Source organism: Telmatospirillum siberiense, from assembly GCF_002845745.1.
Lineage (GTDB): Bacteria > Pseudomonadota > Alphaproteobacteria > Rhodospirillales > Magnetospirillaceae > Telmatospirillum > Telmatospirillum siberiense.
The window spans coordinates 32,615-58,039 of sequence record NZ_PIUM01000025.1 but is presented as its reverse complement, the minus strand read 5'-3'; the positions used below and the strand labels follow the sequence as shown (position 1 = coordinate 58,039).

The window sequence follows — 25,425 nt, the reverse complement described above, 5'->3', positions numbered from 1 at the left end:
AAGCTTTTAGAGGCCGTAGGGGATGGGCGTGGAGGGGGATAAAAATACTGACAGGGTACGATCGGCAGGGAAGAGGATTTCCGTCAGCGGCGGAACGGAAGCACGTTCCCGTTATCGAGGAAGGCGCGCATTCCTTCTTCGGCCACTGTGCGGCGAAATTCAACAAGCGCGGCATCATCGCTGGAAAAGAGATTATCCCAGACGATGGACGTTCCCGCCTCGTTAACGACTTCGAGGGACCAGTCCGTCTCATTTTCCAGGCGCACGATATGCACGTCGACCGTCACGCCGTCCTTGGTGACCGGACCGGACAATCCCGAGGTCACCAGATTGGGTTCGCGTTCCTGCATCGTCCTCTCCCTCGTTGCTCTGATACCCGCCGGGTGTCCAGTCAGGCTCAATCGCGCCATATCCTTTGCGCGGGCAACGGTACGATAAGGCTCCCGAGTGGCGCAACCGCCTTCATGTCTCCGGCTCCACGTCCTGCGGGATTTCCTGCCGCAGTTTCGGTCCGTCGGCCAGCCGTCGCCCCAGTGCGGTGACGAAGGCATCGTAGCGCTCGCCGGCTTTCGCCCGTGCCGCCTGCGCGGCGGGCTCCGGCAACGGGGGATTGGTGGTCAACCAAAAGCGGATGAACAGCGCCAATGTCTCGACGGCAATGCCGACGTCGCGTTCGAGACGCAGCAGTCGGCGGTCGGTTTGGTCGAGGCGCTTGGCGATGGCGGCTTCGCGCTGCTCGTCGGCGTCCGGCGACAGGAACGACGCGATGGCCGCTTCGGCGATCAGCGACTGCGGTTGTCCGCGCCGGGCGGCGTAGGCGGCCAGGGTCCGCATGATCTCGGGATCGAGATAGACCGATATCTTGGCTTTCTTCTTCGGTGCGGTCATCGGAACCTCACAAGCCCATATCGTCGGCGGGATCAAGGGAAACCTGGCGGGCGGTTCCCCGCATGATCTCGTTCGCCCGGCTGAGACGCGCCGCGTCATCCTGCCCGCTATCGTCAGCATCGGGCATGAACTCGTTGTCGAGCGGTTCCTTCTTCTCGACGGTTTTGGTTTGGTTCAGCTCCGGCTGCAGGCGGGGCTCGGACCCGGTCGGGTCCTCGTCGTCCTTCGCGCCTTCCGCCAGCGGTGGGTCGGCGATCCCCGGGCGTGGCGGCAGCGGTCGGGCGCTCCAATCATCGGCGCGTGGCCCATCCGACCGAGTGCGCGTGGGCGGCGGAAGTACGCGTTCCCGAAGACGGTCGTCCTCGTAGTAGCGCGCCTTCTTGGCCCGCACCGGGTGGATGCCCGACACCATGACGATCTCATCGGCGGGCGGAAGTTGCATCATTTCACCGGGGGTCAGCAACGGCCGGGCCGTTTCCTGGCGGCTGACCATCAGATGGCCGAGCCAGGGCGACAGGCGGCTGCCGGCATAGTTCTTCATCGCCCGCATTTCGGTGGCGGTACCGAGTGCGTCGGATACCCGCTTGGCGGTGCGCTCGTCATTCGTCGCAAACGAAACCCGGACGTGGCAGTTGTCGAGGATCGAATTGTTGGGACCGTAGGCTTTTTCGATCTGGTTCAGCGACTGAGCGATCAGGAAAGCCTTCAGACCGTAACCGGCCATGAAGGCCAGCGCCGATTCGAAGAAGTCGAGACGTCCAAGCGCCGGAAACTCATCCAGCATCAAAAGCATGCGGTGGCGATGCTTTTGCGCCTGCAGGTCCTCGGTCAGCCGGCGACCAATCTGATTGAGCACCAGGCGGATCAGCGGCTTGGTGCGGCTGATGTCGGAGGGCGGCACCACCAGGTAGAGGGTGACCGGTTCCCGACCTTCGACCAGATCGGCGATCCGCCAGTCGCAGCGACTGGTGACCTTTGCCACCACCGGATCGCGGTAGAGGCCGAGGAAAGACATGGCGGTGGACAGCACGCCTGAGCGTTCGTTGTCGGACTTGTTGAGCAGCTCGCGGGCGGCCGAGGCGACGACGGGGTGAACGCCGGCCTCACCGAGATGGCGCGTGGTCATCATCGCCTTCAGGGTGGACTCGATCGGCCGCTTGGGATCGGAGAGGAAGGCGGCTACACCGGCCAGCGTTTTATTCTCTTCGGCGTAGAGGACATGCAGGATGGCGCCGACCAACAGGGAATGACTGGTCTTCTCCCAATGATTCCGCCGTTCGAGCGAGCCTTCGGGATCGACCAGCACGTCGGCGACGTTCTGGACATCACGGACTTCCCATTCGCCACGGCGGACCTCCAGCAGCGGATTGTAGGTGGAGGAATTCGGATTGGTCGGATCGAACAGCAGCACCTGACCGAACCGCGCCCGGAAGCCGGCGGTGATCTGCCAGTTCTCGCCCTTGATGTCGTGGACGATGGCCGAACCCGGCCAGGTCAGCAGCGTCGGCACCACCAGGCCGACGCCCTTGCCGGAGCGGGTGGGCGCAAAGCACAGCACGTGCTCCGGTCCGTCATGGCGCAAATAATCCCGCCGAAGTCGTCCCAGCATCACACCGTCGGGACCGAGCAGGCCGGCGGCCCGGATCTCCTTCGGTGTCGCCCAGCGGGCCGAGCCATAGGTCTCGGCATTCCGCACCTCGCGCGCCCGCCACACCGACATGGCGATGGCGACCACTACGGACAGGATGCCGCCGGACGCGGCAATCATGCCCCCTTCGGCGAAGATGTCGGGCGCGTAGGCGTCGTAGGCGAACCACCACCAGAAGAAGATCGGTGGCGGATAGACAGGGAATCCGAACAGGATGAACCAGTGTGTCCCGAGTTGCGGCTGAAATCCCAACCGCCAGGCCGCCCACTCGGTCGCTCCCCACATGGTGATTAACACGATCAGCAGGACGACGATCACCTGCCCCCAGAGAATCTTGGTGGCGGACATGGAAACCTCCATCTTCGACAACAGATCATTCAAGGGGGTGTATGGAGAGAGTGATCAAGGCCCTTGGGGCCCTCGGGGAAGACGGGCGCATTGGTGCGTAAAAATACTTGCCGGATGTGGTGACGGCCTCGCCGGCAGGGGGCTTGAATCTATGTTGTATATTCCGTATTTTACGGAAGATGTGGAAGGGAGAGCCTGATGTCCAACACGGCTTCGTCATCTGAGGTACAGAAGAATTTCGGCGCCTATCATGATCAGGCGCTGAGCGAGCCGGTCCGGGTCACCAAATATGGCCGGGAAACCGTCTATATCGTTTCGGCCAAGACCTTTCACGAAATGAAGCAAGCCCAACGCGACGCCATTTCATCGGCAGATCTGACCGACGCCGAACTGGCGTTGATCGAGGCGTCCGAGATTCCGTCCGAGCATCGCTACAGCCTCGACAAGTAAAACATGGCCCTGCCGGAGCCTGCGCCGGGCCTCGTCATCTCCTATTCCTATCTCTGGCATGACCAGCACCGAGCCGGAGCGGAAGAAGGGCGCAAGGCTCGTCCCTGCGCCATCGTCGTCGCGACGACCGACGCGGACGGCGATACCAGGGTTTATGTCGCCCCGATTACCCATTCCCGGCCCGACGAGCCGAACGCCGCGGAACTGCCCGCTGCTGCCAAGCGTCGCCTGGGGTTGGACGATGCGCCATCCTGGATCGTCACCAGCGAGCTTAACCGCTTCGTCTGGCCGGGCTACGACCTGCGGCCGATCACGCGGGACAAGCCGGAGGTCTTCGCCTGGGGCTTCCTGCCGGTGGAGATCTTCGCCGCCCTCAAGAGGGGCGTTGCCGCCCATCAACGCGAGAAGCGCCTGCGCCTCACGCCGAGAGAATGATGAGCCTCGGTTGATTTCGACCGGAAGTCCTTGGGCTTGAGAGGCTGCGGCATCTTTCACCTCACTCGGAGATACGGACGCCAACAGCGGCTTTATCAACCCATCGGGAGTGTCAGTCGGACGGCTTCGACCACCGCGAGGATGGATATTTGTAGTCGCGCGAGGGAGCGGAGGTCTTTGCCTTCACCTCTTCGGACATGGCAGCCGTCTCGTCGGGTTTCTTCCGGCCAAGGCCGAAGGTAATCGCCAATTGCGACCGCCGCGCGGCATAGTCGTGAGCCACCATCGGGTAGTCGGCAGGTAACGACCATTTGCTCCGATAGTCTTCGACGGACAGATTGTGCGCCGTATGAAGATGGCGCTTCAGCATCTTCTGACGCTTGCCGCAGTCGAGACAGATGATGGCGTCCGGTGTTACCGATTTTTTCATCGGCACGGCGGGTGTTTGGTGCTCGGTCGGCAGTGGTTCCTGAACCGTCGTGTTGACAAGAGCGGTATAAGTCGACTCGATCAGGATGGGGACGTCGCTCACGGCGACGATATTTCCTCTAAGATAGGCGGCCACCAGCTCGGCGGTGAGCGCCGTCAGGTCTTCAGCCATTCACGGCGTCCTTTAAGGCCTTGCCGGCGACGAACCGTGGCGCTTTGCTGGCGGGGATGGAGATTTTTTCGCCGGTCCGCGGATTCTTGCCGTCCCGTGCGGCGCGGGCCGCCACCGAGAAGGCCCCGAAGCCGATGAGCCGGACGTCGCCTCCGTCTTTCAACGCGCCGGTAATGGCGGTGAATATTGCGTCGGTCACCTTGTCGGCATCCGCCTTGGACAGGCTGGCAAGCTCCGCCACCTTGGCAACGAGGTCGGTCTTGTTCATGGCAAGTTCTCCTGATGTAGATCGCCGTTACGGATGGCACGACCGGTCCGCCGGGTCAATGCCCGCGCCACAGAGATTCGCTCTATCGTTGAGATTGGAATGCCTGCCGGTCTGCAACCGTTTGTTCTGTATACTCGACAGGTCCAGGCCAGGAGCGGCAGTTCGGGCCCCCGCTCTGGTACGACAGAATCGGGCCGGAAACAGACAGTTCGCTTCCGGCATGAAACGTCGATAAACAGCCATTACTTTGGAGGATTTTTTCTCGCCGGATAAGGTGAGGCCACGGCAGAGGTCGCCGCCAGCGGCGAACAAGTACATAGGGCGATATTCGGGACGCAATCCGCTATTCCCAGTTTTGACTGCGGGGGGGCGGATCGTTCTCAGGGTAACATGGGTCTTAGAGCCGACCACAACTGGATTGGCTCGCATCTCCGGGCGCATCCAGTCGCGCTCGGGTCAGCTAGACCCCGCTCCGTCTTCGACGTCGATCTGACGTCGACTTTCGACCTGTCGCGAAGCCGGGTCCCACGCCAAGCGTATCTCGGTTTCGCCGGGTCCAAGGAGAGGATGATCTCGCTCCTTTGCCGCGAGCTTTCGGTCGATCAGACCATAATAGTCCATCAGCCGTTCAGGGGGGGCCAGCTCTAAAAACGTCCGCTTCTGCTCGAGGAGCGAGAGCCTGGGTGAGTTGGTTCGCCGCGCATCCTTGATCTGTCTGGCAAGGCCATCGACCTCCCAATCACGAAGCGTCCAGACCTGATCGACAAGATCAGCCGCGCGCTCGTTGGCGCGGTCGATGCTGTCGCGACCTGCGAGCACGCCGACAAGCAGTCCGCAGATCCCCACAACAGGCACGAGAAATGGCGCGTAGATGAGCGACGAGACCACCGCGAGACCAACGAACGTCGTTCCTGAGCCGATCAAGAAGCCAAGGCAGCCATAGATTGCTCCCGTAGAGAGTTTGGTTGCGTTGGTGGATGAGCGCGAGATCGTCTTGAGGGCCTTTTCGGCGCGGTTCGCCACGTTGACGAGATCGTCGATCTTCGACCTGATAGGCGGCATCAGACAATCTCTTCGAAGAGCCTGATGGCGCCGTGAACCACCGCGCGATTGGCTTCGGCAACCTCGGTCGCCTCAGCTGCGAGCCGGCGCAAGGAGACGAACTTAAAGAAACTAGATACGGCGGCGCAGATTATCAGCGAAAGAAGAGCCGTCACAATCGTCTGCCCCACTGTAGTCGTGGGCACTAGCCAGTCGAACGCACGACCTTGAGCGAATAGTAGGAAGCCGAGACCTATAGCAACGATCATGCTCAGGTTCGCCGCGAAGTACCAATACATTGCGATCGACCGAAGGTGATCGTGTACCAGCTCCAACTCATGAATGTACGCCTCGTTTCGGCCAATCTGGTCCTCCAGATCGCGTCGGCTCGGTTCGTATTCTTCTATCGAATGTTCGTCGTAGCCTTGCATGGCGGTATCTCGTGTAGGTCAACCCGATGGGAATGCCTCCGGCACGATATTGAGAACCATCAAGACTCAATTCTCCCGCATTGCACCGGCGAGCTTACTGAGCCAGGTCGCGATCATGTCGAGCAGTTACCAAACTATTACACATTATCGCCCGTTCATAAACGAACGACTGCTATTTAGAAGTTCCGAGTCCGTCAGGAACGGCGATGATGGGCGCGAAGCTGACCTGATTGGGCCGTTTTCGGATGTCTCCTGTCCGACGGGGAAACCGGACGCTGCCGACGAGCATGGCCTCGGCAATGCCTGAGCCGAAGCTGCCCTCAGATTGGTCGGCCCCAGTGGCTACAATCTGAAGGAGCTTCGCCTGTGCTTATTAAGAAAGTACCGAACGGCGTTTCCGTGCCTCACTTCATGGAGAAAGCGCGTCCATTGGAAATAAGTCGCCGATTTGATGTCTCCGCATGTCATGTTGTAAATTTCATTCATCCTGTTAATGCCTTTCGTTTCCAGATCCCACTCCAGGTTGGCAAGGATAATCAGCAGGATCTTGAGCGCGTTGATGGCTCGCGTCAGGGGGAATCTGACCATGACCTCGTCGTTGATGGGGCGGTCCTTTACGCCGTTCTTACCTGCATTTGCTCGTCGCAGCAGCTTAAGGTTCATCCCGGATCTCGGGCCGGTTTTCGGAACCGCGAAACCGCCGAAAAACGCAGCGGGAAACGAACCCTCGGGAATCTTGTCCTCAGCCAAGCTCCAGAGGCACAGGGCAGAGAATTCGATTAGCAGCGCAAAATCGGAGGGCATGTTGGCATGCATGCCGCGATCAAGGAAACTTGCTAGCCGTTCATACGTCCCTTCTGGCCTATGGAGGTTCAGTGGTTGCCAAGTCTCTTTCTGCTTGCAGTCTACAGAAGCAAAAAAGATCTTCCCTTTGATCGGAACGATGCTGAACGAGTCGATCCCGTTGTCCCCGCGGTACTTAATTGGAATGGCCAGAATTCGCAGGGCCGTGCAAAGCATGCGGAACATGGCCTCCGTGACGGCGCCCTTGGCTTGCTCGCTGGGAAAGGTCATTGGATCAATCCCGCCCCAGACAGCTTTCCCCTCCTTGCCCGGTTGCGGTAAGAACTTACAGAACTCGCTGGCGGAAATGTCGGGACCGATCAGCAGGGTCTTTAGCCGCTGGGGATGAAACGACATCAACGGCATGTTGCTGCCTAGCGAAAACTTCAAAGGCGGCTGGACCAACGGGTCGTGAAGCGCCAAGACCGTGCTCTGTGACACGTTGTTGGCGGAACCGAAGTGTTTCACCGCATCCAGCACTTCGACGAGTTCGCCCACCCTGCCCTTAAGCGTGGCTGCGTGAGGATTCTTCAATTCCACCGAATTCTGGACGAACGGATCGATCCACGACCAGGATGATGTGATAGCTGCCATTGTGCCGAGTCTTCCTTGTGCGGCGCCGCCCTCGAGGGGCGTTCTGAGAGCACTGAGGATAGCGCTCGCCAGTTCTATAGTCAGGCACGACTTTGCCGGCGCCAGGGAAGGGCGGGTTATGGCCCAACCACGACGACCCGGTGAAACCGGGGAAGGTCCGTTATCTGGAATCGGCCCCGATCCCCAGAATGCCCAACTTGGGCGCAATGCTGCCGTAGAGTCTAGGCGCGGCCAAGTTCATCTCTCTGGCGAAGGCGGCCCTCATAACCCCAGTCCTCGCTTCCGCCCGAAGCCCCAGTTGATGCCGCCATCGTCCCGCATGACGCCCGAGACATGGCGTCCGAGCTGCTTCTCCAGCGACGGCGACCAGGGCACGAGCTGGAAGCCAAGCCCATCATCGATCATGGCGAAGCGGCCGGAGGCGAGCAGGAAGCGCTGGCGATAGGTCCCGGCCACATAGTCGCCGGTGCCTGCGGACTGGAACGACAGCCCCGTCTCGTCGGCCAGTTTCTGTCCCATCGCCTCCACCTCCTGGTGGCGCAGGGTACCGATCAGGTTGCGGGCATAGACGATGCCGCGGGCCTGCCGCTCGGCGAGGCCCCGCTCGATCAGATGTTCGGCCCGCCGTTCCATGGCATCCTTGACCTCGGCGCCGAAGCCGGTCTCACCCAGTGTCATCGGCCCACGGGCGATGGCCTGACGGTCGAGCCAGGTGGCGCCGGTCGCCATCACCTGGGCCTCGATGGAAAGGTCGGAACGGACGGCCAGGGCCACCCGACGGCGGCCCCGCGCGTCATCGAACTTGCGCAACTCGACGATCGAGCCCGGCGTGCTGTCGCCGGCGGCGTCGAGATCGGGCAGTCGGATGTGATGGGTGCGGCCGTCGGTGCCATCGACCACGGCATAAGCGGTGCCCTTCAGTTCGTCGTCGAGACCGCGATCGACCAGCCGGCCGATGATCGGATCATCGAGGCTCTCACCAGCCAGCACATAGTTGGCGGGGCCGCGCTGGATGCCCCGCTCGGTCAAACCGCGATGGATGCGCTTGATAATGTCGCTCCGCTCGCCGAGTTCGCGCAGGGTGTTTTCGGCCGTCTCGTCCATCACCCATTGCCCGGCGCCGACCTGGTGAGCGAGGCCAAGGGTTTCGAGCCTACGCAGGCGCCCAACCTTCAGCGCGTGGAATTCATCGGGCTGTTGACCTGGGACCGACGCCAGATCGATGACGCCATGCCGATCGGCATCCCGGACAAGCTGGCGGTCGAGTTGGGTCCAATGGTCGCCATCGACCTGCCGCTCCAGCGCATGGCGGATATCGAGGTCGGTGCGTGGTCCGAGTTCCTGGGTAACCAGGTCCTGGGCGCGCGCCCTCAAACCGTCTTTGATGTAATCGCGGGCGATGACGAGATCGCGGCCATCGTCGGCGACGCCGCGCAGGATGATATGGACATGCGGATGCCGGGTGTTCCAGTGATCGACGGCGACCCAATCGAGCCGGGTACCAAGATCCTTTTCCATCTGCGCCACCAGGTCGCGGGCATAGCCCTTGAGGTCGGCGAGATCGCCCGCGTCCTCGGGCGAGACGATGAAGCGGAAATGATGGCGGTCGTCCCGGCAGCGCTCGGCAAACGCCTTGGGGTCGGCGTTCTCGGTCTCCGGGCCGAACAACCGGGCCTTCTCCCCGTCCCGGGTGACGCCCTCGCGGCGCAGATAACCGAGATGGGCGGTGAGCGGCGCGGACCGCGCCGTGTGTCGAAGCACCCGGGCCATGACGGTGACCAGACGCGAGCGGCTGGTCAGAAGGCGGTTGGCCCGGACACTGGCGACGCGACCACGTCCGAAATGCGAGGCGTGGCGGCGGCCGATCACGCCGTTGCGCGAGACGCTGCCGCCAGCCCGCTGGGTGGCGGCGAGAACCTGGGCGATGAAGGGCTTGGCCCGTTGGCTCTTGGACGAGCGGATGCGGCCGGGCCGAACTTGGAAGTCATCGTCCTCGGCCATTGCCCATCTCCGCAATGTGTGAAAATCGCAATCCGAACAATACGTTGACTATTACGCGCACGTCGCACTTGGGCGGCGCACATTGCTGAAACAGAGATAAAATCCAATAAAACCAATCCCCCGACCGAGGCGCACATTGCGCCCTTTTATCTTGCCCTCGTGCTGTCGTTGACTCCCGCCTTCCCCGAAATATCGCGTTCTCTTCGCCGGTCTTCGCTGGGATTCGCCGGACTGCGTCGCCGGTCATGGCCGTCGCCCCATGTCAGCAAAGCGGACGAACAGCCCCTCCGATCGGGGGGGCATAGCCGAAGCATCATTCATCGGCGGAGCCGGTTCTGCGCTTTCGGCCCGCATGATGAACAGCGGCGCGGTGGCCCAGGCGCGCGGCTTGAGGACTGTGTCGGCGGGACTGGTGACGCCAGCGACCTGCCTGTCACCGATCATCGGCGCCAACATCGCGACATAAGTTCGCGTCTCGGCGGGTAGCGGTCGGCCGGTCGCCAGATGCTCTTCGTAGCGGGCCGGACCGGCATTGTAGGCCGCCAGAAAACCCGACGACCCGTAGCGGTCGTGCATCTCGCGCAGATAAGCCGTGCCGGCCAGAATGTTGGCGTGCGGATTGAACGGATCATTGCCGAGCGCGAGCCGGTCGCGCCAGGTTGCCCAGGTGACCTGCATGATCTGCATCAGTCCCATGGCGCCTTTGGGCGACAGGGCGTGCGGATTGCTGGCGCTTTCGACTGTCATGACTGCGCGAATCCACGTTGCCGGAATGACGAAGCGCTGCGCAGCCTCGGCGACGAAATCCGCGAACGGATCGGCAGCCGACGCACGCTCGGGGACGATGATCACGGGCATCGATTGCGCCATGACTCTGCCGCTGGACAACAGGAAGGCCGACAGGATCGCAACAGCAAAAGAAGCCGTTCGCCCGATGTCCGCCAAGACTGCCATCGTGCTCGCGGCCGTCCAGGGTAAAGCGCTATCGCGCCGGCCTGGAGGCCGCCCTGGACCGCCGCTGCGCGCGACGGCCGAACAAATGTCGGTCGGGACGAAGGAATGGCGCGGCTTTCGATCGAACAAAGGAATGGAGGAGAAGATCGCGGCCATCGCGTCACCGCTTTTCTTCGCGCTTGGCCGGGCGGTTCCACAGCAGGGCGAAGGCCTTGCCCTTGGTGTCGGACTGGAACAGGTTGGCGCGCAAGGGCTGCGTCAAGGTGGGGTCGTCGATCAGCAGGGCGACGTAATCGCCGGCCCGCTCGCCGGTGCGTTTCCAGCCAGCGCCGACCTCCGGTCCATCGGCATCGGCGCCGAGATGGATGCGATAGTCGGGCGCGTTTTCCGCGTCGGCATGCTCGGCGGGAACCAGCGTCAGTTCGAGGTCGAGGGTAAGCGTCCGCAGATGGCCGCTGTAACCGTCGGTGGTGCGGGTGAAGGTGCCAATATGGGCCATGAGGTGCCTCCTTGGTTTGCAGTTGGAAGGGAAATCAGTCGGCCGGCGGCAGAGTGGCGGGAGAACGATCGAGCCACAGCGGCACCGCGCGACCGATGATCGCCGCGGCGGGCAGCGGGCCGAAATAGCGGCCGTCCAGGCTGTCGGGATGCCGGTTGAGCAGGAAGATTTCGCTGTTGGTGAGCGTGCGGCAGCCGCGCCAGATCGGCAGATCACGGCCCCGGCTGTCGCGCTCGTGCGCTTGACCGATCACCACACCCTCGACGGTCACGGTGCGACCAAAACGGCAGACGGTTTGCCCCGGCACCGCGGCGACCTGCTTCAGCAGCGGCACGTGCTGGGGCAGATAGCGGCCTTCGGCCAGGAAGCGGGCGACCGGCTCCGGCGGCAACACGGCCACCAGATCGCCGACATGCGGAATGCGCACCGGCTGCAGGACATAGAGCCCGGTCGGCGTGCTGGCGGTAGCATTCCACAACAGCCGGGGCGTTGGATGGACGAAGGCCAAACCACCAATGGTCAGGACCGCGAAATAGGTCGACATCACCCAGCCGAAGCGTGTCATGGCGCGACGCTCCGGCGCAGCAACCAAGCGTCGTGCCGTTCGCGCGTATAGGCGCGCGGCTGATGGCCGGCGGTCAGGCGGTTGTGGACATGCCGCCAGTGATCGGGCGCGGCGTCGGCTGGATCTAGCCCGAGACCTTCCACCGCGTCGATGGCTTGCAGCACTCGTTCGACCTTCGGCCAACCGTTGATATGCAGGAGGATGTCGCCACCGGGCCGCACGAAGGGCAGCGTCTGATAGCGCTCGCCCAGTGTGATGGCGCGAACGATGTCGATGCGCGAGCTGACGGTGCCGTAGTCGTTGGACGTCCAGCGGACAAAGGCGAAAAGGCTGTTCGGCGCGAAACCGACGACGCGTCGGCGGCGGTCGAGAACCTTATCCTCGACCACGCGGCCGAAGCGGATCCAGTTCTCGATTTGCTTTTCGACCCAGGTCAGTTCGACGCGGGTCAGGCTGGCCGCCACGTCACGCACAATCGGACGGGCGGGCGGTGCGATGCCGGTCATGGGGACTCTCCTTGGCTATCGGGAAACTCGCGGGCCAACAGATCGCGCAGCATGTCGGCGACGGTGATGCCGCGCCGGAAGGCGATGACCTTGATGCGGCCGCGCAATGACGGCGTGATGTCGATGGTCAGGCGAGCGGTGAATCCCGCAGCGGAGCGCGGCGGCTGGTCCGGCGCCTTTACCCAGCTTTCGGCGTCACCGGGACGGGTGACGAAAGTACGTTTCCGGCTCCCGGTCGTCATGGCGCGATCCTCGCCACTTCGGCAGCAAACGCGGCGACCTCATCGGATGCTAGGCTGTCTTCGTCGATCTCGAATACCAGCCGTCCGGACTGCGGCGCATCGGCGAAAACGACCCGCTGGCCGATGGTGGCCCGCAGCACTGGCGGGTCATGCTCGGCTAAAGCTTCGGCGGTTTCGCGGGCGATGACGGTGCGGGCGCCGCAGCGGTTGAGCACGAAGCGGGCGGCGAGCTGCGGACGGAAGATCCGCGCTTCGCCGAGCAGTTTCAGGATCTCGCCCGAAGCCCAGCCGTCGAACGGCGAGGGTTGCGCCGGGATCAGCACCAGGTCGGCGGCCAGCAACGCCGAGCGCATCAAACCGGCGACGCGTGGCGGTCCATCGATGACGATATGATCGACATCGCGGGCCAGTTCGGGGGCCTCACGGTGCAGGGTGTCGCGGGCCAGACCGATGACACCGAACAGCCGGGATACGCCCTGGCGCGCCCGCTGTTCGGACCAGTCGAGGGACGAACCTTGCGGGTCGGCGTCGATCAAGGTGACGCGCTTGCCGAGCCTTGCCCAGGCTCCGGCGAGATGCAGGGCCAGCGTTGTTTTGCCGACGCCGCCCTTCTGATTGAGCAGAGCGACGATCATGACGCCCTCCCCGGATTGGACGGAGCGGGCAGGTCGAACGCAGGTTGCGGACCGGCATCCGTCCCGGCGTTTTCCACCGCGCCAACAACAAGAAAGTTAGAATCACTGTTAGAGTCTAAGTTAGGAGCGCGATTTCTCTTTTTATTTCCGCGCGTTAAGGGCGGTTTCGGTTCCTGATAGCACGATAGTCGGGTTCCCGATGGCACGATAGTGCCGGTTCCCGATAGCACGAGCGCTTCCACCGGTTTTCCACAGGGTTCGAACGCCAGCAGCAGACGACCGCCCAGTTCGAATTCGAGGGTCAGGCTGTAGCCGGGAAGCGGTTGCCGGCGGACGATGTCGCGCAGTTCGAAGGCGAAGCGTTTGAACGGCGACAGGCTGCCGGATTTCAGATGCAGGTGACGAAAATCGAACCGCCAGCCGTACTCCTGGCGTCCACCATGCTTGCGCACCAGACGATAGAGCCAGCGGTCCAGACCGCCGCTCAGCCTGAAATAGGCCCGATCGATGGTCAGCACCAGCGCATCGTCGAGGATGGCGCGATAGAACCAGTCGGGGATGATCAGTTCGATACCGGCCGGGCGGCCATGGCCGTCGGTCCGTTCCGTCCATTCGTTGATCCAGGAAAAGCGATGCATCCGCCGCTCGGACGGTTGGCGGATCGATGTCGCCACCGTCGTCGATTGCAGGCGGTCGAGCGCCGCCTTGAGGCGCAGATAATCGCGCAACGACGTGCCGCGGCCGATGAAGGTCAGGATTTCGTAGGGCGTTGCCGCCATCAGGCGGGAGGTGCGCAAGCCGGTGTCCCGCGCCTCGACGATCTGGCTGGCGGCCCAGATGAGGATATCGGCATCCCAGATGGTCGCCATGCCGTGTTCGGGCACGGCCTCGACGCGGATGACGATATCGCCGGATCGATAATCGATCGGCGCGATCCGGTGGGATTTGGAAAGATTGAAGAAGGGATAGGCCATGAGATCCTGCGCGTCCCGTGGCGCGAGATCGCCGGGGAGCGCATGGAACAATTCGAGTTGCCGACGTGCGGCTGGATCGAGACGGGCGGACATGGCGGCGTCTCAGCGAGCCCGGCCGGCGAGGCGGGCCTGGTCGTAGCGTGGGTCCGAGGTCGAGCGGCAGGCGGATTGATCGGCCCAAGCGTCCAGGTCGTCGATAGCATAGACGACCCGTCCCCCTAGCTTGCGGAAGACCGGGCCGGTGCCGTGGCAGCGGTATTTTTCCAGGGTGCGGGCCGACAGGCCGAGCAAGCGCGCGGCCTCATGGGTTCTGACGAAACGCGCTGCGGTGTCCGCGTGCATGATATGCCTCCGTGTGGGTCCAGGAAGCCGCCGATCGATGGCGGCGTGACGGGATCACGGTGGCGAAGAAAGCGGGCGGGGGAGGAGGACGAAGATTCGTGGGGACTTTTGTGTCCCCCTTCGTCAGGCGTCGAGAAACAACCGCCGCCAAAACGTCAATGGCGTTCGAAGAGAGCGGTGAGTTTGCCTAACGGGTTTTGCCGTCTGCCGAGCCCGAGCGCCTGTTCCACAGCAGCTTGAGATAGCCGCCGTTCATTAGGGCCTGGGCGTCGTGGATCAGGTGGTTGGCCTTGCGCCGCGTTGCCGAGCTTTTCCATTCGATGGCCGGCAGAGCTGCCGCCTCTTTGTCGAGAAGGGCGGCAGCGATCTCACGCGGGCTGGCCCCGGCGAGACGGAAATCGAGAGTGTGCAGGAGCAAAATGAGCCGTGCCCGCCGCATGGTGGTCAATTGCAGAGCGCGGGGCAACGGCCCGGCGGGACGGCCACGCAAGCGCCGATAGAGGCGCTCCATCGCCTCGACACGCAGGTCGAACGCAGTGTCGAGCGGCAGGAGAATGGCGGGGCGGCGCAAGGTCTCAGTGCTGTGCAGCCATAAGCGATGAGCTCCCTCGGTATCGGCAAGGATCAGATGGCAATCTTCGCCATTCCGGTACTCGGCGATGCGCGCGGTGCCGAACGGCAGATCAAGCGGGGTCACGCCATCGAAGCCTTCCGGCGCAGGGATGAAAATCACCGTGCCGGGAGCGATCTCCGGGCACCAGATGACCGGCTGGCTGTCGGACGGAAGTTCGGGGTCATGGACAAAATCGTACCCCCCATCGGCGGGCGAAATCCGACCTTGCGGTGATCGCATCGGCCTTTCCTTGCCCGGCCCGGTTCAGGACACGGATGCAATCGTTCCGGTATTCGGGATTACGACGCAGGAATTCCATGGCGAAGCCGGGGCGGTCAAGGCCATTCAATCGGTCCAAGGTTTCCTTGGACGTCCAAAAAGGGGTCGGCATGAGGAGCCTCCGCTTTCGAAGCGTTCGGACAGTCGAACAGGAATAGCTTCATATTCCGGGAAATGTTTAGAAATGGAATACCTATAGGTTGCATCGCGTACGACGATAATCCGCGCAATGTCCGGCCTCCGGGCCAGCAAAATTGCGGTGGGCGGCTATTGCAGGCGCGGCTCCAGCAGGTAGCGATAGCCGACCGTGGTCATCCAGCGAGCCCGCGCCAGATGGCTGTCATGGACGGCTTTAGCGCGTTCGGGTTCTTGCGAGGGATCGAGGCCGAAGATGATGGAAACGGCTTCACGCCAATCGGCGCCATCGGCGTCGGCGTCCAATAACCTGACATAGGTCGCCAAGTGGCGTTCATCATAAGGCGTGACCCGCAGACCGTCCGGCGGGCGGTCTTCAAAGGCTGGCATCGTCATGCCCGGCTTCCCTCAAGATTTATTTTGCACGATTTTATCACGTATTTTTCCCGGAGATACGGCCTTTTGGCGATGCATTTTCTGCATCACGTTGGTCGCTGACGCGGATAACCGGAGGCATTTCCACTTTCGTTTCCGGAAGGCGGATCGCATTTTGTAGAAAATACTCCGTGGTGAAATACTCTACAATGCGGCGCTCTCCATGGTATGGAGATTCGAGAGGTGCTGGCCCGAAATTTGCGCATCTACCGACAGGCGCGCGGTCTGTCGCAAGAGGAGCTTGCGCATCGGGCGGCGATCGACCGCACCTATATCAGCGCCCTCGAGCGATGCGTCTATGGGGCCAGCATCGATGTCGTGGGTCGGCTGGCGGAGGCATTGAACGTCGAAGCGGCGGACTTGCTACGGCGAGCACTGCCGAAAGAGGGCGGCGACATGGCCGAGGCTGACCCTCGATCGTAACCGCGATCAAAAGGGATGTCGCCGGGGCAGGGCGAAACCGATCAACGCGGTGGCGGCACAGTTAGGATGCCGGGGTTGGGTGACGAACTGCCGGTTTGCTTCCACTCCGTCGGCAAGAGGAACAAACGTTCCGCCTATGGCAAGTGCGGGCCAACGGCGGAAGGGCGGCTTCGTAAACGAAACGATGAAAACGGGGACACTCAACCGCCGTTGCCTCGTTGGAGCGAAGAGATGGTTCTCTGGCGTAGTCACCCGTCAGGCTAACCAAGGCAGTCAGGCAAGCCAAGAGTTGCTCGAGGCCAGTGGGTGCTTTGTACCTTAGGAATGGGCCAAACTTCCGCGTGGCCACTCCGATCTCGGTCTTGATGTTCTCGATGGCCGATCATATTGCCGCCGGCATCAAGGCCGTTCAGCACGCCGGGGCTATGGTGGCCAGGGAGATGGACGTAATGATATTCACAGTGGCGGCTCTGACTTAGGACAAGGGATCTGGGAATGGAGGGTAGCGCTGGTATTCGTCCATCAGCTGAGCAATCCGGATGACCTCTTGTTCCCAGGATGTCTCATGCTTTTCTCCGGTTACGGCATCAATAACAAGAAAACGAAGAACGTCTCTTTGGTTTATGTGAGCATATCGAGATGCATCTTTCGAGACCCAGACGACAGCTGCATAGACGTCAAAAATGCGCACAGCAATTCCTATGCCGTCATGTGTAACTTGCGAGTAGGCAAGATGATGATCTGCATTCGGCAGCCACTGGGCGAAAACATTGCAATCCTCGGCTGGCCCAACATACCCCGGCAGGCCGTCCGTCGAGGCTGGATCGTCGGCTCGGATTGCCGCTCGCAATTCCGCAGCAGTTGGATCATCCAAATAATCATCACCAAGCCATAGACATGCAAGCTCATAGGCAATCTTGATTATTGCATGGCGTAGAAAGGCAAAACTATACACAAAAGTCTTGACAACCTGAGGTCTCTCCTCTGTTATTAAGGTTTCTTCAGTGTATTTTTTTTGCTCCACCTCCATCTGCTCATTACTCAATGGTGGCAGATCGTGCCTCTTTAGAACTCTCTGTATAATTTTTGGGATCTGACCTCTATCCCTTTCATCGATGATTACCTGACAAGCTTTGGTTCCATCAGGCAACACGATATCGGTTTCGTGGGGAATTGTTCTGATTTCCAACTGGCCAGAGGCTTCGTTGAATGTCGTGTGAACTTTTCGATCGGGATTTCCGGCCAACGAGGCAATACCGAGAAGGATATCGTGGGTAGCTGGAAGCTTCCCGCTGTTGCCAGCTAAACCAAGCTGAGCGCGACGGCTCCGTATGGGAAGATCATCGCAAAGAACAGAGTCCACGCGGCTGCCCAGTGTAGAGTTACAATCCACGCAAACGCGGTCTGTGGTTAGAGTGCCGCCGATCGCAAGCGGAAAAACATGCTCCTCGCTACCAGGACGCAGTTCCAAACAGAAGATACAGCGATGAATATCACTCATGTCGGCCATGGCACCATTATAATTAGACGGTAGCCCTGATCATTGAACCCCGAAATATGATCAAGACTCGAGCGCTTCGTATCGGCCGCCAGCCGGTTCTTTTTGCCTTGAACTCGAGGCTCGCCAAAGACATTCCGAAAGGCCACGCTTCAGCTTCCGGCAACATCACCCAGCAGAGTACCCATCGCATTGTTTGCGGTTGGTGTCCAGCTGGCGAGCCTTTCTGCGACCGCACAGAAGCAGCGCGTAAAGGCGACTTGCGCACGTTGAATATCGGTCGCGTGGTCTGGTTCTCCGGTATGCACGATCGAGCTGCGTGCATAGTAGACCGCCTGGACGCTGTCCTGGTATCCAGCTAGTCCCGGCACACCCTTCATGCAGATACCGACGCGGCGGCGTAGCCTTTGGGCGATCGCAGACGCATACTGATCGGTGAGCAGGGTTTCGAACGCAACCGCGAGCGCCACAATCGCCTCTGACTCATTGGCACGAGCGCTGAAAGACTGACGAAACCAATCCAAGGCGGTCACCAGACGCCGGTAGAGCCGGTTTTCGGGCTTCGATTTCGTCGCAATGTTGACGTGAAGGAAATAACCGCGCTCGACGGTGTTCAAAGCGCGCGTGACCTGTGGCAGGAGGCGTTTCATACGCGAAGTGGCGAGTGCCGCCGTCGAGAGCGTGGCCGAGACATCTGACAGTCGCGCGAGCTCAAGCGGGGACACGTTCATGGGCACACGACGGGTCGAGATTGGACGTCCGCGAATGGCTTCGCCGATCAGATAATGAGCGATGTCGAGTGTCTCGAAATTGTTGACGAAAGAAGACGTTCGATAGCGCTCAAGCTGGCCTACAGCCTCGAGCGACAGGGCGTGCATCATCAGGAGGTGCGCCGCCGCGACCCGGATCTTCAGTGCGTAGATGAACTGGTTTTCGTACATGTCCCCGGTGAATGAGGTGATGCGTACCAGCATGAGAGGGTTCTTTCCGAACCATCTCGCGCTGTAGGCGAAGTGGCGGAGATCCCATTTGTCAATCCGCTGGCGGATGCCGAGACCGTGAGCCATTCTCTGGACGCTCGCCGCAGCGGACTCGAAGGAGTTGCTTTGCGTGCTGACGGCGAAGCCGGCGGTGCGAAAGATAGCCTCGGAGCGAAGGTTGCTCTCCTTCGCGAAGATCGCCGGCATTTCCATGCCGAAACCCGTCAGGGGATAAAGGACAAAGCCTGGCCGATCGGCTCCCGCCGCGGCAAGGCCTGCGATGACACGTGCAGGCACGTTGCCACCACCGGTTTTGGCGGCATGTAGGATATAGTCATCAAGCAGCGACCGGCCGATGTAGAACTCTTGCGACCAGAGGGTGCGCGCTATAGCAGCGCGCAGCTGCAAGATGTGATGCTCGATCGCAGCGCGGTCTCCGTCGGAGACCTTGGTTTCGTCAGTGACCAGATCGTCGACGCTGTCGAACTGCGCAAGCAGGTTGTGCTTGCCCTTCAGGAAATCATCCGAGGCTTTGAGCTTCTTGCCGAGCGTGACCGAAAGATTGCCGAGTGCGCTCGTCATGCGTCTTCAAATCCCCCGTTGGGCTTTCGGCCCAAACAACAATGCGCGGAGTTGTTTCGTCACCTTTTCCGTCGGCACGCACGCCGAAGGGTTACGCGCGTAGCCTATCCCGAATCAATCGATCAAGTCGAGATCCTAGGCGTGGCGTGAGTGGTAGCTTGAAAGGAGTCCATTTCCCTCAAACGGTTCGAGCGTTGCTTGTCCACTGGGTCAAAAACTCCGCGACCTTTTTTTCGATGTGGCTCTCGACGGTTTGCAATCGAAGCAACGGGATCTCGCTCTTCTTCAGGATACTGTCTTTCAGTGCGTCTCGCTCAGTCTGCCGCACCGTGTCATGACACCCGCCATCGACCTCGATCACTCCCAGCGGTGTTTTACCCACCCTGAAATAAAGCACAAAATCGCAACTGGCGCGGTTTCTCATGAAGTCTCGTTCTCGCTCCGTCAATGCCGTGTTGGCCGATGAGGCCAACTGGATCAGGGCGATCTGGGAGTGGAACGTCATCGCCCGATAAGGCTCCTGAGACAACACGTCGCGCAGTATCTGTGCCACGATCTGCTCGGACTTGAATCGCGAGTCGCTGGGGCGCAATCTGGTGTTGAGCCTTTCCAGAGATTGATCGTATTCCTTGTAGAGCAGGTCGAAGGCCGAAACGACAAGGGCGCGATGGATCTGCGTTTCATCCGCGTAGTACTCGATGTAACGCACCAATGCGGCAATATGCCCATTATTCGTGGCAAAAACATCGTCGCCCGTCACTAGGGTAAATCGGTTCTTGGCTCTCGATACCGCCACATTGACCAAATGGGGATCATCCACGAAGCTCAGGCCTCTCTGGCTACTGCGCTTCTTGTCCAGTACGGTGGAGAAGACAATTTCGTCGCACTCCCTACCCTGGAACTTATGCACGGTGTCCTTGACGAAATCAGCCGGCAGGTGCGTGCGCGAGAGAGAGACTTGCGCGTTGTATGGGGCGATGAATCCTCTGCCGTTCTCGCTGTCCCATTCGTTCTCTCTGTCACATTTGAGCGTCTCGAGCAGTGAATCCAACTCTCTCCGATTCGAGTAGCTTCGCGTATGGTTTCCCTTGGCTGTGACAAGCAGCTTCAACGCCTTTTCGCCAGAGTCTTGCGTCATCGGGATGAGCTGGTTGTCGTAAAACTGCTGATTGCAGAACTGGATGATTTTGGGGTGACACCGATAATGCTCTTTCAGCAGCGTCGTCGGGATCGAATCATTGAAAATTCCGACGCACGAATCGAGTAGGCTGTATTTGTCGCAATCGTAGAATTCGGCTGGAGGGACAATACCCAGATTCGCCGGAATGTGCGGAAGCTGCTTTCTGTCACCAACGATGATCAGGTTTCTAGAGCAACCCAGCGCCAGTATCCCCGGGACGATGTCCTGCTGCGAGGCCTCGTCGATGATGACATAATCGAGAATCGCACCGCGGCCGATCGAGTTGACGACAGAATGCGTACTGCTGCCAATAATCGGATAACGCTTCAAAAAGGCATCGAAATTCTTACGGTAATTTTCTGAATCGAATGTTTCCTGGTTCGGGATATGCTGATGGAGGTAGCATTTCAGATGCGTCATCGAGCAGGTGGTCAAATCATCCAGCAATGCATCGAAGTTGCCACGCTTCAATTTTTCCCGATACGCCGTTAACGCTGAATCTTTCTCCTGCAGTGCCGTATCGTAATAGTGAAGTTGCAAGGCATAAATCACGGACTTGCGCTTTTCCCAATCACCAAAGGGTTTCGTGCGCAAGATCCAGAAATCGAGCAGCAGTTCGATTCTATCCTTGAGCCGGATGCGACGTTCGGCAAGATGAGCCAAATAAGCCAACAGGTCCGCGGTTTTCCGTGGAGACAGCTTGTATTTGTCCAGAGGAGCCGGCGCTTCCACTCCGTTTTCCTCCTGCCATTGACGCAGATAACCTCGCTCTATCGTCAATTCGTCGATCTCGGCCTGGAGCCGCGCTACCGCGTTCCGGGTATGCAGAGACTGCTTCAACTGCTGTAGGACAGCTTGGATACGATGCATGGCAGGTGCTGGCGCGGGGTCTCCCGATGGTATGGCGGGTGCGCCAGCGAAAAAGTCCTTGCGGTTCTCCGCATTACCCAGCTTGGCGACCAGGTAATCCAGCCCGGCCTTGCCTAGCTTTTCATAAACGTTTTCCACCGCAGCATTGTTATTGGACAGGATAGCAACGTTTTTTCCACGCAACACGATATTGGCGATGATATTCAATATCGTCTGAGTTTTCCCCGTGCCAGGGGGGCCTTCGATCAGACTGATTTGCGAGGTAAAGGCCTGCTCCACCGCCCTGAGCTGGCTTTCGTTGATACCGAAAGGGTAGATAAAGTTTTCCGCCCGTTCCTGCGGTCGATTCCGTCCCGTGCAGTAGGCATGCAGCGCGGTGTCCGCGTGAGGAAGCACCCTTTCCAGTTGGTGCAGCACATTTTCGGCAATCTGCTTCTTGTCCTGGGGTTTTGCCTGCTCTTCCCGGGCTTTTGCCACAGAAACGAAATAGCGGAATATCGCCTCATCCTTGATTGTCGTCGTCGGGAAGAACTCGATACCGTCCACGTTCATTATGTAAACTTTTTGATTCCCGGGATACTGAACAACGGCATACTTCTCACCGTAGACTACCGCTTTGTCGACGGCGCTTAGCACCACACTCCCCTTTTTTGTAATAAACGTTCCTTGAAATTCCCTGATGGGGGTGATTTTGCACTCGTTGAGTGGGCGAAAATAAGACTTACCGGAGGGAAAATGGCAAGTCAGCATCAACTCATTCTTTTTATCACCCCACCATATCTCCCAGTCGCTGATTTGCCTGGTTTTGTCTTCACCGTTCACGCAGATGGAAACTATATGACCCGTGTCCATGAACTACTCAAAGCATAAGAACATCAACCATGGTGTCAGAATACGAATCCAATGATTCGAAACTCTCACATGACACCATCTCGGCATAATGGTCTGTATTGGCAACATCATCAACGTCGGATCGGCAGTCAAGCGCGACCTGGACACTGCGCGAGGACGAGGTATCCCGCCAGAATTCTCTGCCACTCGAACGTTGTTTCTGTCTCTACGATGGCCGCCAGAAATTCAAAGAACTCGTCAGGCCATCCGGGAATCTTACCATAGATCTGGTCGGGCGGAACTTCACCCGGTAGGCCGAACCCAGCGCCGTGACCTTGCAAAACCCACTTTAGCCAAGCCGGCTTGACGAACACTGTCCATGGCGTCGCCCGTTCGGCCATTTCCGTGCCGTTCATTGGTGAACCGGCCATCAAGATTCCGACCTCGCTGTCGTCTCCAAGATTTCGATCCTGAAGCATCGGGGCGAGGATCGCCTTGTAAGCAGGAGTCAGCGCTCGAATGACGGCAAAGGCATATTCCTGGGCGATTGACTGGGTTTCCGGCTGAGACGAAGCAGCCTTTCGCGGGATGCCGATCAAAAGCCGCACAGATTGTTCATGATCCCGTTTAATGTAATGAAGCCTTGCGGATGTCCATTCGACGCAGTCGTCATCAATTAACTTGGCATGGGTCTGGCAGAGCCAGATGGCGTTCTCGATGCCCGACCGCTGTGTTGGAGTCATTGATGGGTCGTAGCGGGGGCCCCTTGGCGAAGCGGCGGCAATGTGTGCGGCTACGCCGACGTTTATGACGGCGTTTGGCGCTTCGGCGCTCGCCCCCACAGTGACCGCTGAACAGATCGTGCATTGAAACGCCGAGCGTTTGGCCACCGCGGCGATGGTGCTCTTGTCGAAATCATCCCGGTGCCTGTCGGAGTAGGGATTTTGAGGCGTCTGGTGTCCCATGCGATCCTGCTCTTATTGAATCTTGACCATCCGGAAGATTTCTTAGCAGAAGCATCGACGGCCGAGAACCGGTAGATCCGGCTCGGCTGGGGCGACGATCCTGACTCGCGACCTCCAGCATTTCGAGCCGTTGGGGGTGCCGAGGATCGATCCGTTCGTGGCTCTGCCGTCGCCAGCTTGAAAGCCTCCGGCAGGACAAAGCCCCTTCCGGGGGGGAGGGGTTTGGGGCGGGGCGAATAAAATCGCGAAGCGATGAGCGATCCGCCCCAGATGAGCTGGAGCGGATCGCGTCGGAGCCGTTATCGCGGCTCCCTGGAAAGGAGGCGGGCGAGTTCGTCGCGGGCTTCCTGGAGTTCGCGTTCGATCTGGCGCCGTTCCTTGGAATCGCACCAGCGGAGTTCGGCGCGCAGTTCCTCGATATGCTGTTCGAGCGTGATCATCGTCATCTCCTCAACGGAAGTGAAAGATGACGTCCGCGGCCATGCGGAAACGGGATGGGTCGAGGTTCGCGCCAGCGACCGGCTTCAAGCCGGCGCGCGGAGGTGACGATTTTGTTGGAGGCCGTCGAAGACAAAACTTCTCCAACAAAATGGGGGGGGGCCGCACGGCCTCGAGGCGTCTTGCTTTCGCATGCCAGGATGGGAAGGTCTGAGCAGACAGGGTGTTGGGGGAGGTTCGGTTGTTTGAGATGGGGCCCGCCCGCCAGGACGCTGTTCCGGCGCGACCGGCCTTTCGCCGGTGGACCCCTCCGAGAAATTCGCCCGATCGGGACGCTGGGGAGCGTTGAGATCCGATCGGCCTAGGCGCGACACCCTGGAGCGGGCGGGATGCGCCTCGAAAGCGCCGTCGGCAAGAGGCCGCGGACAAACGAAAAGCCGAGGCTCCGCTCGCGGAAACGGCTTTGGCAGTTTGACGGCGGACGCCGATGGCGCCCGCTTGCGCATCAATCCCGGTCCCGCCCCAGCGTGTCGCTCTCGGCGCGATATCCCGCTTCCGGAGTCAAGGGAGGCGGTTTCGTCGCGAGTGAGGAAAAGGCTGTATTGCGGCTGCGGCGGAGATCGTGCGGGCAGTCGGAGTCAGCGATGCCGTGGCCGTTATCGCGGCGACGTGATCTGCGGTGATGCGGAGGTTGGAGACATATAAGCGAAGATGGCTGATGGCCGTCGGGCTGATGTTTCAGGAGGCCTGGCGCATCCAAAAGGATGCGCCAGGCCTCCGACGGTCACGCCGTCCGGATGCGATCGAGGATCAGGAGGACCCGCAAGTCGGTGGGGATCTCGGCCCAAGGCGCGACCAGGGCGATGGCGTCGTCGACTGAGAGGATCTCGCCGAACGCGGTGCCTTTCCAAAGGATTTCGAAGCCGGGCTCTTCCTCGTCACGGGTCGGATCGAGGACCTGGACGAAATAGGTGTTGAGCGGGCGGTCCCAGCCGATGGCAATGCCGAGGCGACGGTTGGCGTCGTCGCGAGGGGGCAGTTCGTGGCGGCTCATGGTGTGTTCCTTTGCGTTCGAGGGGCGATGCCCCGCCCGGGGTGGGGCGGGGCGTTGCCGGGGTGCCTCAATTCCCGTTGCGGCGGCCCTGCGGCCGGGACCAGATGAGGCTGAAGCCGTCGCCTTCCTCGTCGCTGACCAGGTTGGCGTAGATGGGGGCGTTGAAGCTCGGATCGTCCAGCTTCAGGCCGAGGTAGTCGTGGCCCTCGGTGGAGCGCTTGGACCAGCCTGCCCCGACCTCCACCCGGCCAATGTAGATGCGGTGGCTCGGGGCGTTCTCGCTGGTGGCGCGGGCATCGGGGACGATGCGGACGTTCTTGGTCTGGACGCTGAGGGTGACGATTTCGCCGGTGTATTCGCTGGTGCCGGTTTTCTTGAAGGTGCCGATGGTCGCCATGATGATGTCTCCGTGATCTTTGTCTTCGAGCCCGCACCATTGCGGCCTCGATGGTGATCGCCCGGCCCAAGGCGATCGACGGCGCACCCTGGAGGGGCCGAAGCAGAGCGGAGGACGGCGGTGGGGGAACTTTCTTGCCTCGCGAGGAATGGGCGACAGCCCAGGGGAGGAAAGTTTCAACGGCGCGGTTGCGCCTTAGGCGATCGAGGCTTTAGCTGCCCTTGGGCCAGATCCACCCATCGGAGAGGCCGTATGGAGCGCTCGACAGGACAGAGGCGGTCATGGAGACGATGGCGGTTTGTCGCCACCGTGGGGGAACCGGCGGCAAGATCCGGCGATCTCTGTTGCCCTGTCCTGACCACGATATTCCGGTGGGCCCGGTTGACGGTCCCCGGAGAGAATGCCCCGTCCCACGCGTCCTTGCTGTTGGTCATGGCCTTGGTGGGGCAGGTGCAAGCGCTTCGGTGAGGGCTATATCCG

General features: G+C 60.6%; 30 protein-coding genes. 3 read left to right on the top strand and 27 right to left on the bottom strand.

What is annotated here, in order from left to right:
* Positions 1 to 83: 83 nt before the first annotated feature.
* The 3 genes from CWS72_RS19035 to CWS72_RS19025 all read right to left on the bottom strand — a co-directional run bounded on the left by CWS72_RS19035 (position 84) and on the right by CWS72_RS19025 (position 2,884).
* Positions 84 to 350, bottom strand: coding sequence for a hypothetical protein (locus CWS72_RS19035; protein ID WP_101252224.1), 267 nt, complete (start codon positions 348 to 350; stop codon positions 84 to 86).
* A gap of 112 nt (positions 351 to 462) precedes the next feature.
* Positions 463 to 888 carry a CopG family transcriptional regulator gene (locus CWS72_RS19030; protein ID WP_101252223.1) on the bottom strand — a complete coding sequence of 142 codons (426 nt, stop codon included), beginning with the start codon at positions 886 to 888 and terminating at the stop codon, positions 463 to 465.
* A gap of 7 nt (positions 889 to 895) precedes the next feature.
* Positions 896 to 2,884: a conjugal transfer protein TraG gene (locus CWS72_RS19025; protein WP_101252269.1), complete on the bottom strand. Its 1,989-nt coding sequence runs from the start codon at positions 2,882 to 2,884 to the stop codon at positions 896 to 898.
* 198 nt (positions 2,885 to 3,082) lie between these two features.
* Here CWS72_RS19025 and CWS72_RS19020 point away from each other — a divergent pair, with 198 nt between their 5' ends.
* Both CWS72_RS19020 and CWS72_RS19015 read left to right on the top strand, forming a co-directional pair.
* On the top strand, positions 3,083 to 3,334 hold the full coding sequence (locus CWS72_RS19020; RefSeq protein ID WP_101252222.1) for a type II toxin-antitoxin system Phd/YefM family antitoxin: 252 nt from the start codon (positions 3,083 to 3,085) through the stop codon (positions 3,332 to 3,334).
* A 3-nt stretch (positions 3,335 to 3,337) separates the two neighbouring features.
* On the top strand, positions 3,338 to 3,769 hold the full coding sequence (locus CWS72_RS19015; RefSeq protein WP_101252221.1) for a hypothetical protein: 432 nt from the start codon (positions 3,338 to 3,340) through the stop codon (positions 3,767 to 3,769).
* A gap of 112 nt (positions 3,770 to 3,881) precedes the next feature.
* On the opposite strand, the gene CWS72_RS19010 is transcribed toward CWS72_RS19015, so the two are convergent.
* The 17 genes from CWS72_RS19010 to CWS72_RS18925 form a co-directional block, all read right to left on the bottom strand.
* Positions 3,882 to 4,370 (bottom strand): Ros/MucR family transcriptional regulator, encoded by a 489-nt coding sequence (locus CWS72_RS19010; RefSeq protein ID WP_101252220.1) that lies wholly within the window; start codon positions 4,368 to 4,370, stop codon positions 3,882 to 3,884.
* The gene (locus tag CWS72_RS19005; RefSeq protein WP_101252219.1) at positions 4,363 to 4,638 is read right to left on the bottom strand and encodes an HU family DNA-binding protein; all 276 of its coding nucleotides are present in this window, start codon (positions 4,636 to 4,638) and stop codon (positions 4,363 to 4,365) included. The genes CWS72_RS19010 and CWS72_RS19005 overlap by 8 nt, the downstream gene beginning before the upstream one ends.
* A gap of 456 nt (positions 4,639 to 5,094) precedes the next feature.
* Positions 5,095 to 5,700 (bottom strand): hypothetical protein, encoded by a 606-nt coding sequence (locus CWS72_RS19000; RefSeq protein WP_101252218.1) that lies wholly within the window; start codon positions 5,698 to 5,700, stop codon positions 5,095 to 5,097.
* A complete protein-coding gene (locus tag CWS72_RS18995; RefSeq protein ID WP_101252217.1) occupies positions 5,700 to 6,110 on the bottom strand; it encodes a hypothetical protein in 411 nt (136 codons plus the stop codon). The genes CWS72_RS19000 and CWS72_RS18995 overlap by 1 nt, the downstream gene beginning before the upstream one ends.
* 342 nt (positions 6,111 to 6,452) lie before the next feature.
* Positions 6,453 to 7,547 (bottom strand): hypothetical protein, encoded by a 1,095-nt coding sequence (locus CWS72_RS18985; RefSeq protein WP_146002810.1) that lies wholly within the window; start codon positions 7,545 to 7,547, stop codon positions 6,453 to 6,455.
* 261 nt (positions 7,548 to 7,808) lie between these two features.
* Positions 7,809 to 9,548, bottom strand: coding sequence for a relaxase/mobilization nuclease domain-containing protein (locus tag CWS72_RS18980; protein ID WP_101252214.1), 1,740 nt, complete (start codon positions 9,546 to 9,548; stop codon positions 7,809 to 7,811).
* A gap of 243 nt (positions 9,549 to 9,791) precedes the next feature.
* On the bottom strand, positions 9,792 to 10,658 hold the full coding sequence (locus CWS72_RS18975; RefSeq protein WP_101252213.1) for a lytic transglycosylase domain-containing protein: 867 nt from the start codon (positions 10,656 to 10,658) through the stop codon (positions 9,792 to 9,794).
* A gap of 4 nt (positions 10,659 to 10,662) precedes the next feature.
* On the bottom strand, positions 10,663 to 11,001 hold the full coding sequence (locus CWS72_RS18970; RefSeq protein WP_101252212.1) for a DUF736 domain-containing protein: 339 nt from the start codon (positions 10,999 to 11,001) through the stop codon (positions 10,663 to 10,665).
* A gap of 34 nt (positions 11,002 to 11,035) precedes the next feature.
* Positions 11,036 to 11,566, bottom strand: a complete 531-nt coding sequence (locus CWS72_RS18965; RefSeq protein ID WP_101252211.1) for a S26 family signal peptidase — start codon at positions 11,564 to 11,566, stop codon at positions 11,036 to 11,038.
* A complete protein-coding gene (locus CWS72_RS18960) occupies positions 11,563 to 12,072 on the bottom strand; it encodes a DUF2840 domain-containing protein (RefSeq protein ID WP_101252210.1) in 510 nt (169 codons plus the stop codon). Before CWS72_RS18960 ends, CWS72_RS18965 begins: the two co-directional genes overlap by 4 nt.
* Entirely contained in the window at positions 12,069 to 12,314 is a 246-nt protein-coding gene (locus CWS72_RS18955) for a hypothetical protein (RefSeq protein WP_101252209.1), read from the bottom strand. Before CWS72_RS18955 ends, CWS72_RS18960 begins: the two co-directional genes overlap by 4 nt.
* On the bottom strand, positions 12,311 to 12,949 hold the full coding sequence (parA, locus tag CWS72_RS18950) for a ParA family partition ATPase (protein WP_101252208.1): 639 nt from the start codon (positions 12,947 to 12,949) through the stop codon (positions 12,311 to 12,313). Before parA ends, CWS72_RS18955 begins: the two co-directional genes overlap by 4 nt.
* Entirely contained in the window at positions 12,946 to 14,016 is a 1,071-nt protein-coding gene (locus CWS72_RS18945) for a replication initiator protein A (RefSeq protein WP_101252207.1), read from the bottom strand. Before CWS72_RS18945 ends, parA begins: the two co-directional genes overlap by 4 nt.
* A 9-nt stretch (positions 14,017 to 14,025) precedes the next feature.
* On the bottom strand, positions 14,026 to 14,265 hold the full coding sequence (locus CWS72_RS18940; protein ID WP_101252206.1) for a helix-turn-helix transcriptional regulator: 240 nt from the start codon (positions 14,263 to 14,265) through the stop codon (positions 14,026 to 14,028).
* A 187-nt stretch (positions 14,266 to 14,452) separates the two neighbouring features.
* A complete protein-coding gene (locus CWS72_RS18935) occupies positions 14,453 to 15,118 on the bottom strand; it encodes a DUF2285 domain-containing protein (protein WP_101252205.1) in 666 nt (221 codons plus the stop codon).
* Positions 15,060 to 15,197: a transcriptional regulator domain-containing protein gene (locus tag CWS72_RS28460; RefSeq protein ID WP_420824078.1), complete on the bottom strand. Its 138-nt coding sequence runs from the start codon at positions 15,195 to 15,197 to the stop codon at positions 15,060 to 15,062. The genes CWS72_RS18935 and CWS72_RS28460 overlap by 59 nt, the downstream gene beginning before the upstream one ends.
* Positions 15,198 to 15,424: 227 nt before the next feature.
* Entirely contained in the window at positions 15,425 to 15,688 is a 264-nt protein-coding gene (locus CWS72_RS18925; RefSeq protein WP_101252203.1) for a DNA -binding domain-containing protein, read from the bottom strand.
* Between the two features lie 222 nt (positions 15,689 to 15,910).
* On the opposite strand from CWS72_RS18925, the gene CWS72_RS18920 reads away from it, so the two are divergent.
* Complete coding sequence (locus tag CWS72_RS18920; RefSeq protein ID WP_241911808.1) at positions 15,911 to 16,150, top strand: helix-turn-helix domain-containing protein; 240 nt, start codon at positions 15,911 to 15,913, stop codon at positions 16,148 to 16,150.
* Between the two features lie 475 nt (positions 16,151 to 16,625).
* Here the strand turns inward: CWS72_RS18920 and CWS72_RS18915 are convergent, their stop codons facing one another.
* The 7 genes from CWS72_RS18915 to CWS72_RS18885 form a co-directional block, all read right to left on the bottom strand.
* Complete coding sequence (locus CWS72_RS18915; protein WP_241911807.1) at positions 16,626 to 17,660, bottom strand: HNH endonuclease; 1,035 nt, start codon at positions 17,658 to 17,660, stop codon at positions 16,626 to 16,628.
* Between the two features lie 140 nt (positions 17,661 to 17,800).
* The gene (locus tag CWS72_RS18910; RefSeq protein ID WP_101252201.1) at positions 17,801 to 19,210 is read right to left on the bottom strand and encodes a HEPN domain-containing protein; all 1,410 of its coding nucleotides are present in this window, start codon (positions 19,208 to 19,210) and stop codon (positions 17,801 to 17,803) included.
* A gap of 178 nt (positions 19,211 to 19,388) precedes the next feature.
* On the bottom strand, positions 19,389 to 22,112 hold the full coding sequence (locus CWS72_RS18905; RefSeq protein WP_101252200.1) for an AAA domain-containing protein: 2,724 nt from the start codon (positions 22,110 to 22,112) through the stop codon (positions 19,389 to 19,391).
* Positions 22,113 to 22,240: 128 nt separating this feature from the next.
* The gene (locus CWS72_RS18900; RefSeq protein WP_101252199.1) at positions 22,241 to 23,056 is read right to left on the bottom strand and encodes a hypothetical protein; all 816 of its coding nucleotides are present in this window, start codon (positions 23,054 to 23,056) and stop codon (positions 22,241 to 22,243) included.
* A gap of 299 nt (positions 23,057 to 23,355) precedes the next feature.
* Complete coding sequence (locus CWS72_RS28130) at positions 23,356 to 23,496, bottom strand: hypothetical protein (protein ID WP_199175795.1); 141 nt, start codon at positions 23,494 to 23,496, stop codon at positions 23,356 to 23,358.
* A gap of 782 nt (positions 23,497 to 24,278) precedes the next feature.
* On the bottom strand, positions 24,279 to 24,548 hold the full coding sequence (locus tag CWS72_RS18890) for a hypothetical protein (protein WP_101252198.1): 270 nt from the start codon (positions 24,546 to 24,548) through the stop codon (positions 24,279 to 24,281).
* 67 nt (positions 24,549 to 24,615) lie between these two features.
* Complete coding sequence (locus CWS72_RS18885; protein WP_101252197.1) at positions 24,616 to 24,945, bottom strand: DUF736 domain-containing protein; 330 nt, start codon at positions 24,943 to 24,945, stop codon at positions 24,616 to 24,618.
* Positions 24,946 to 25,425 lie beyond the last annotated feature (480 nt).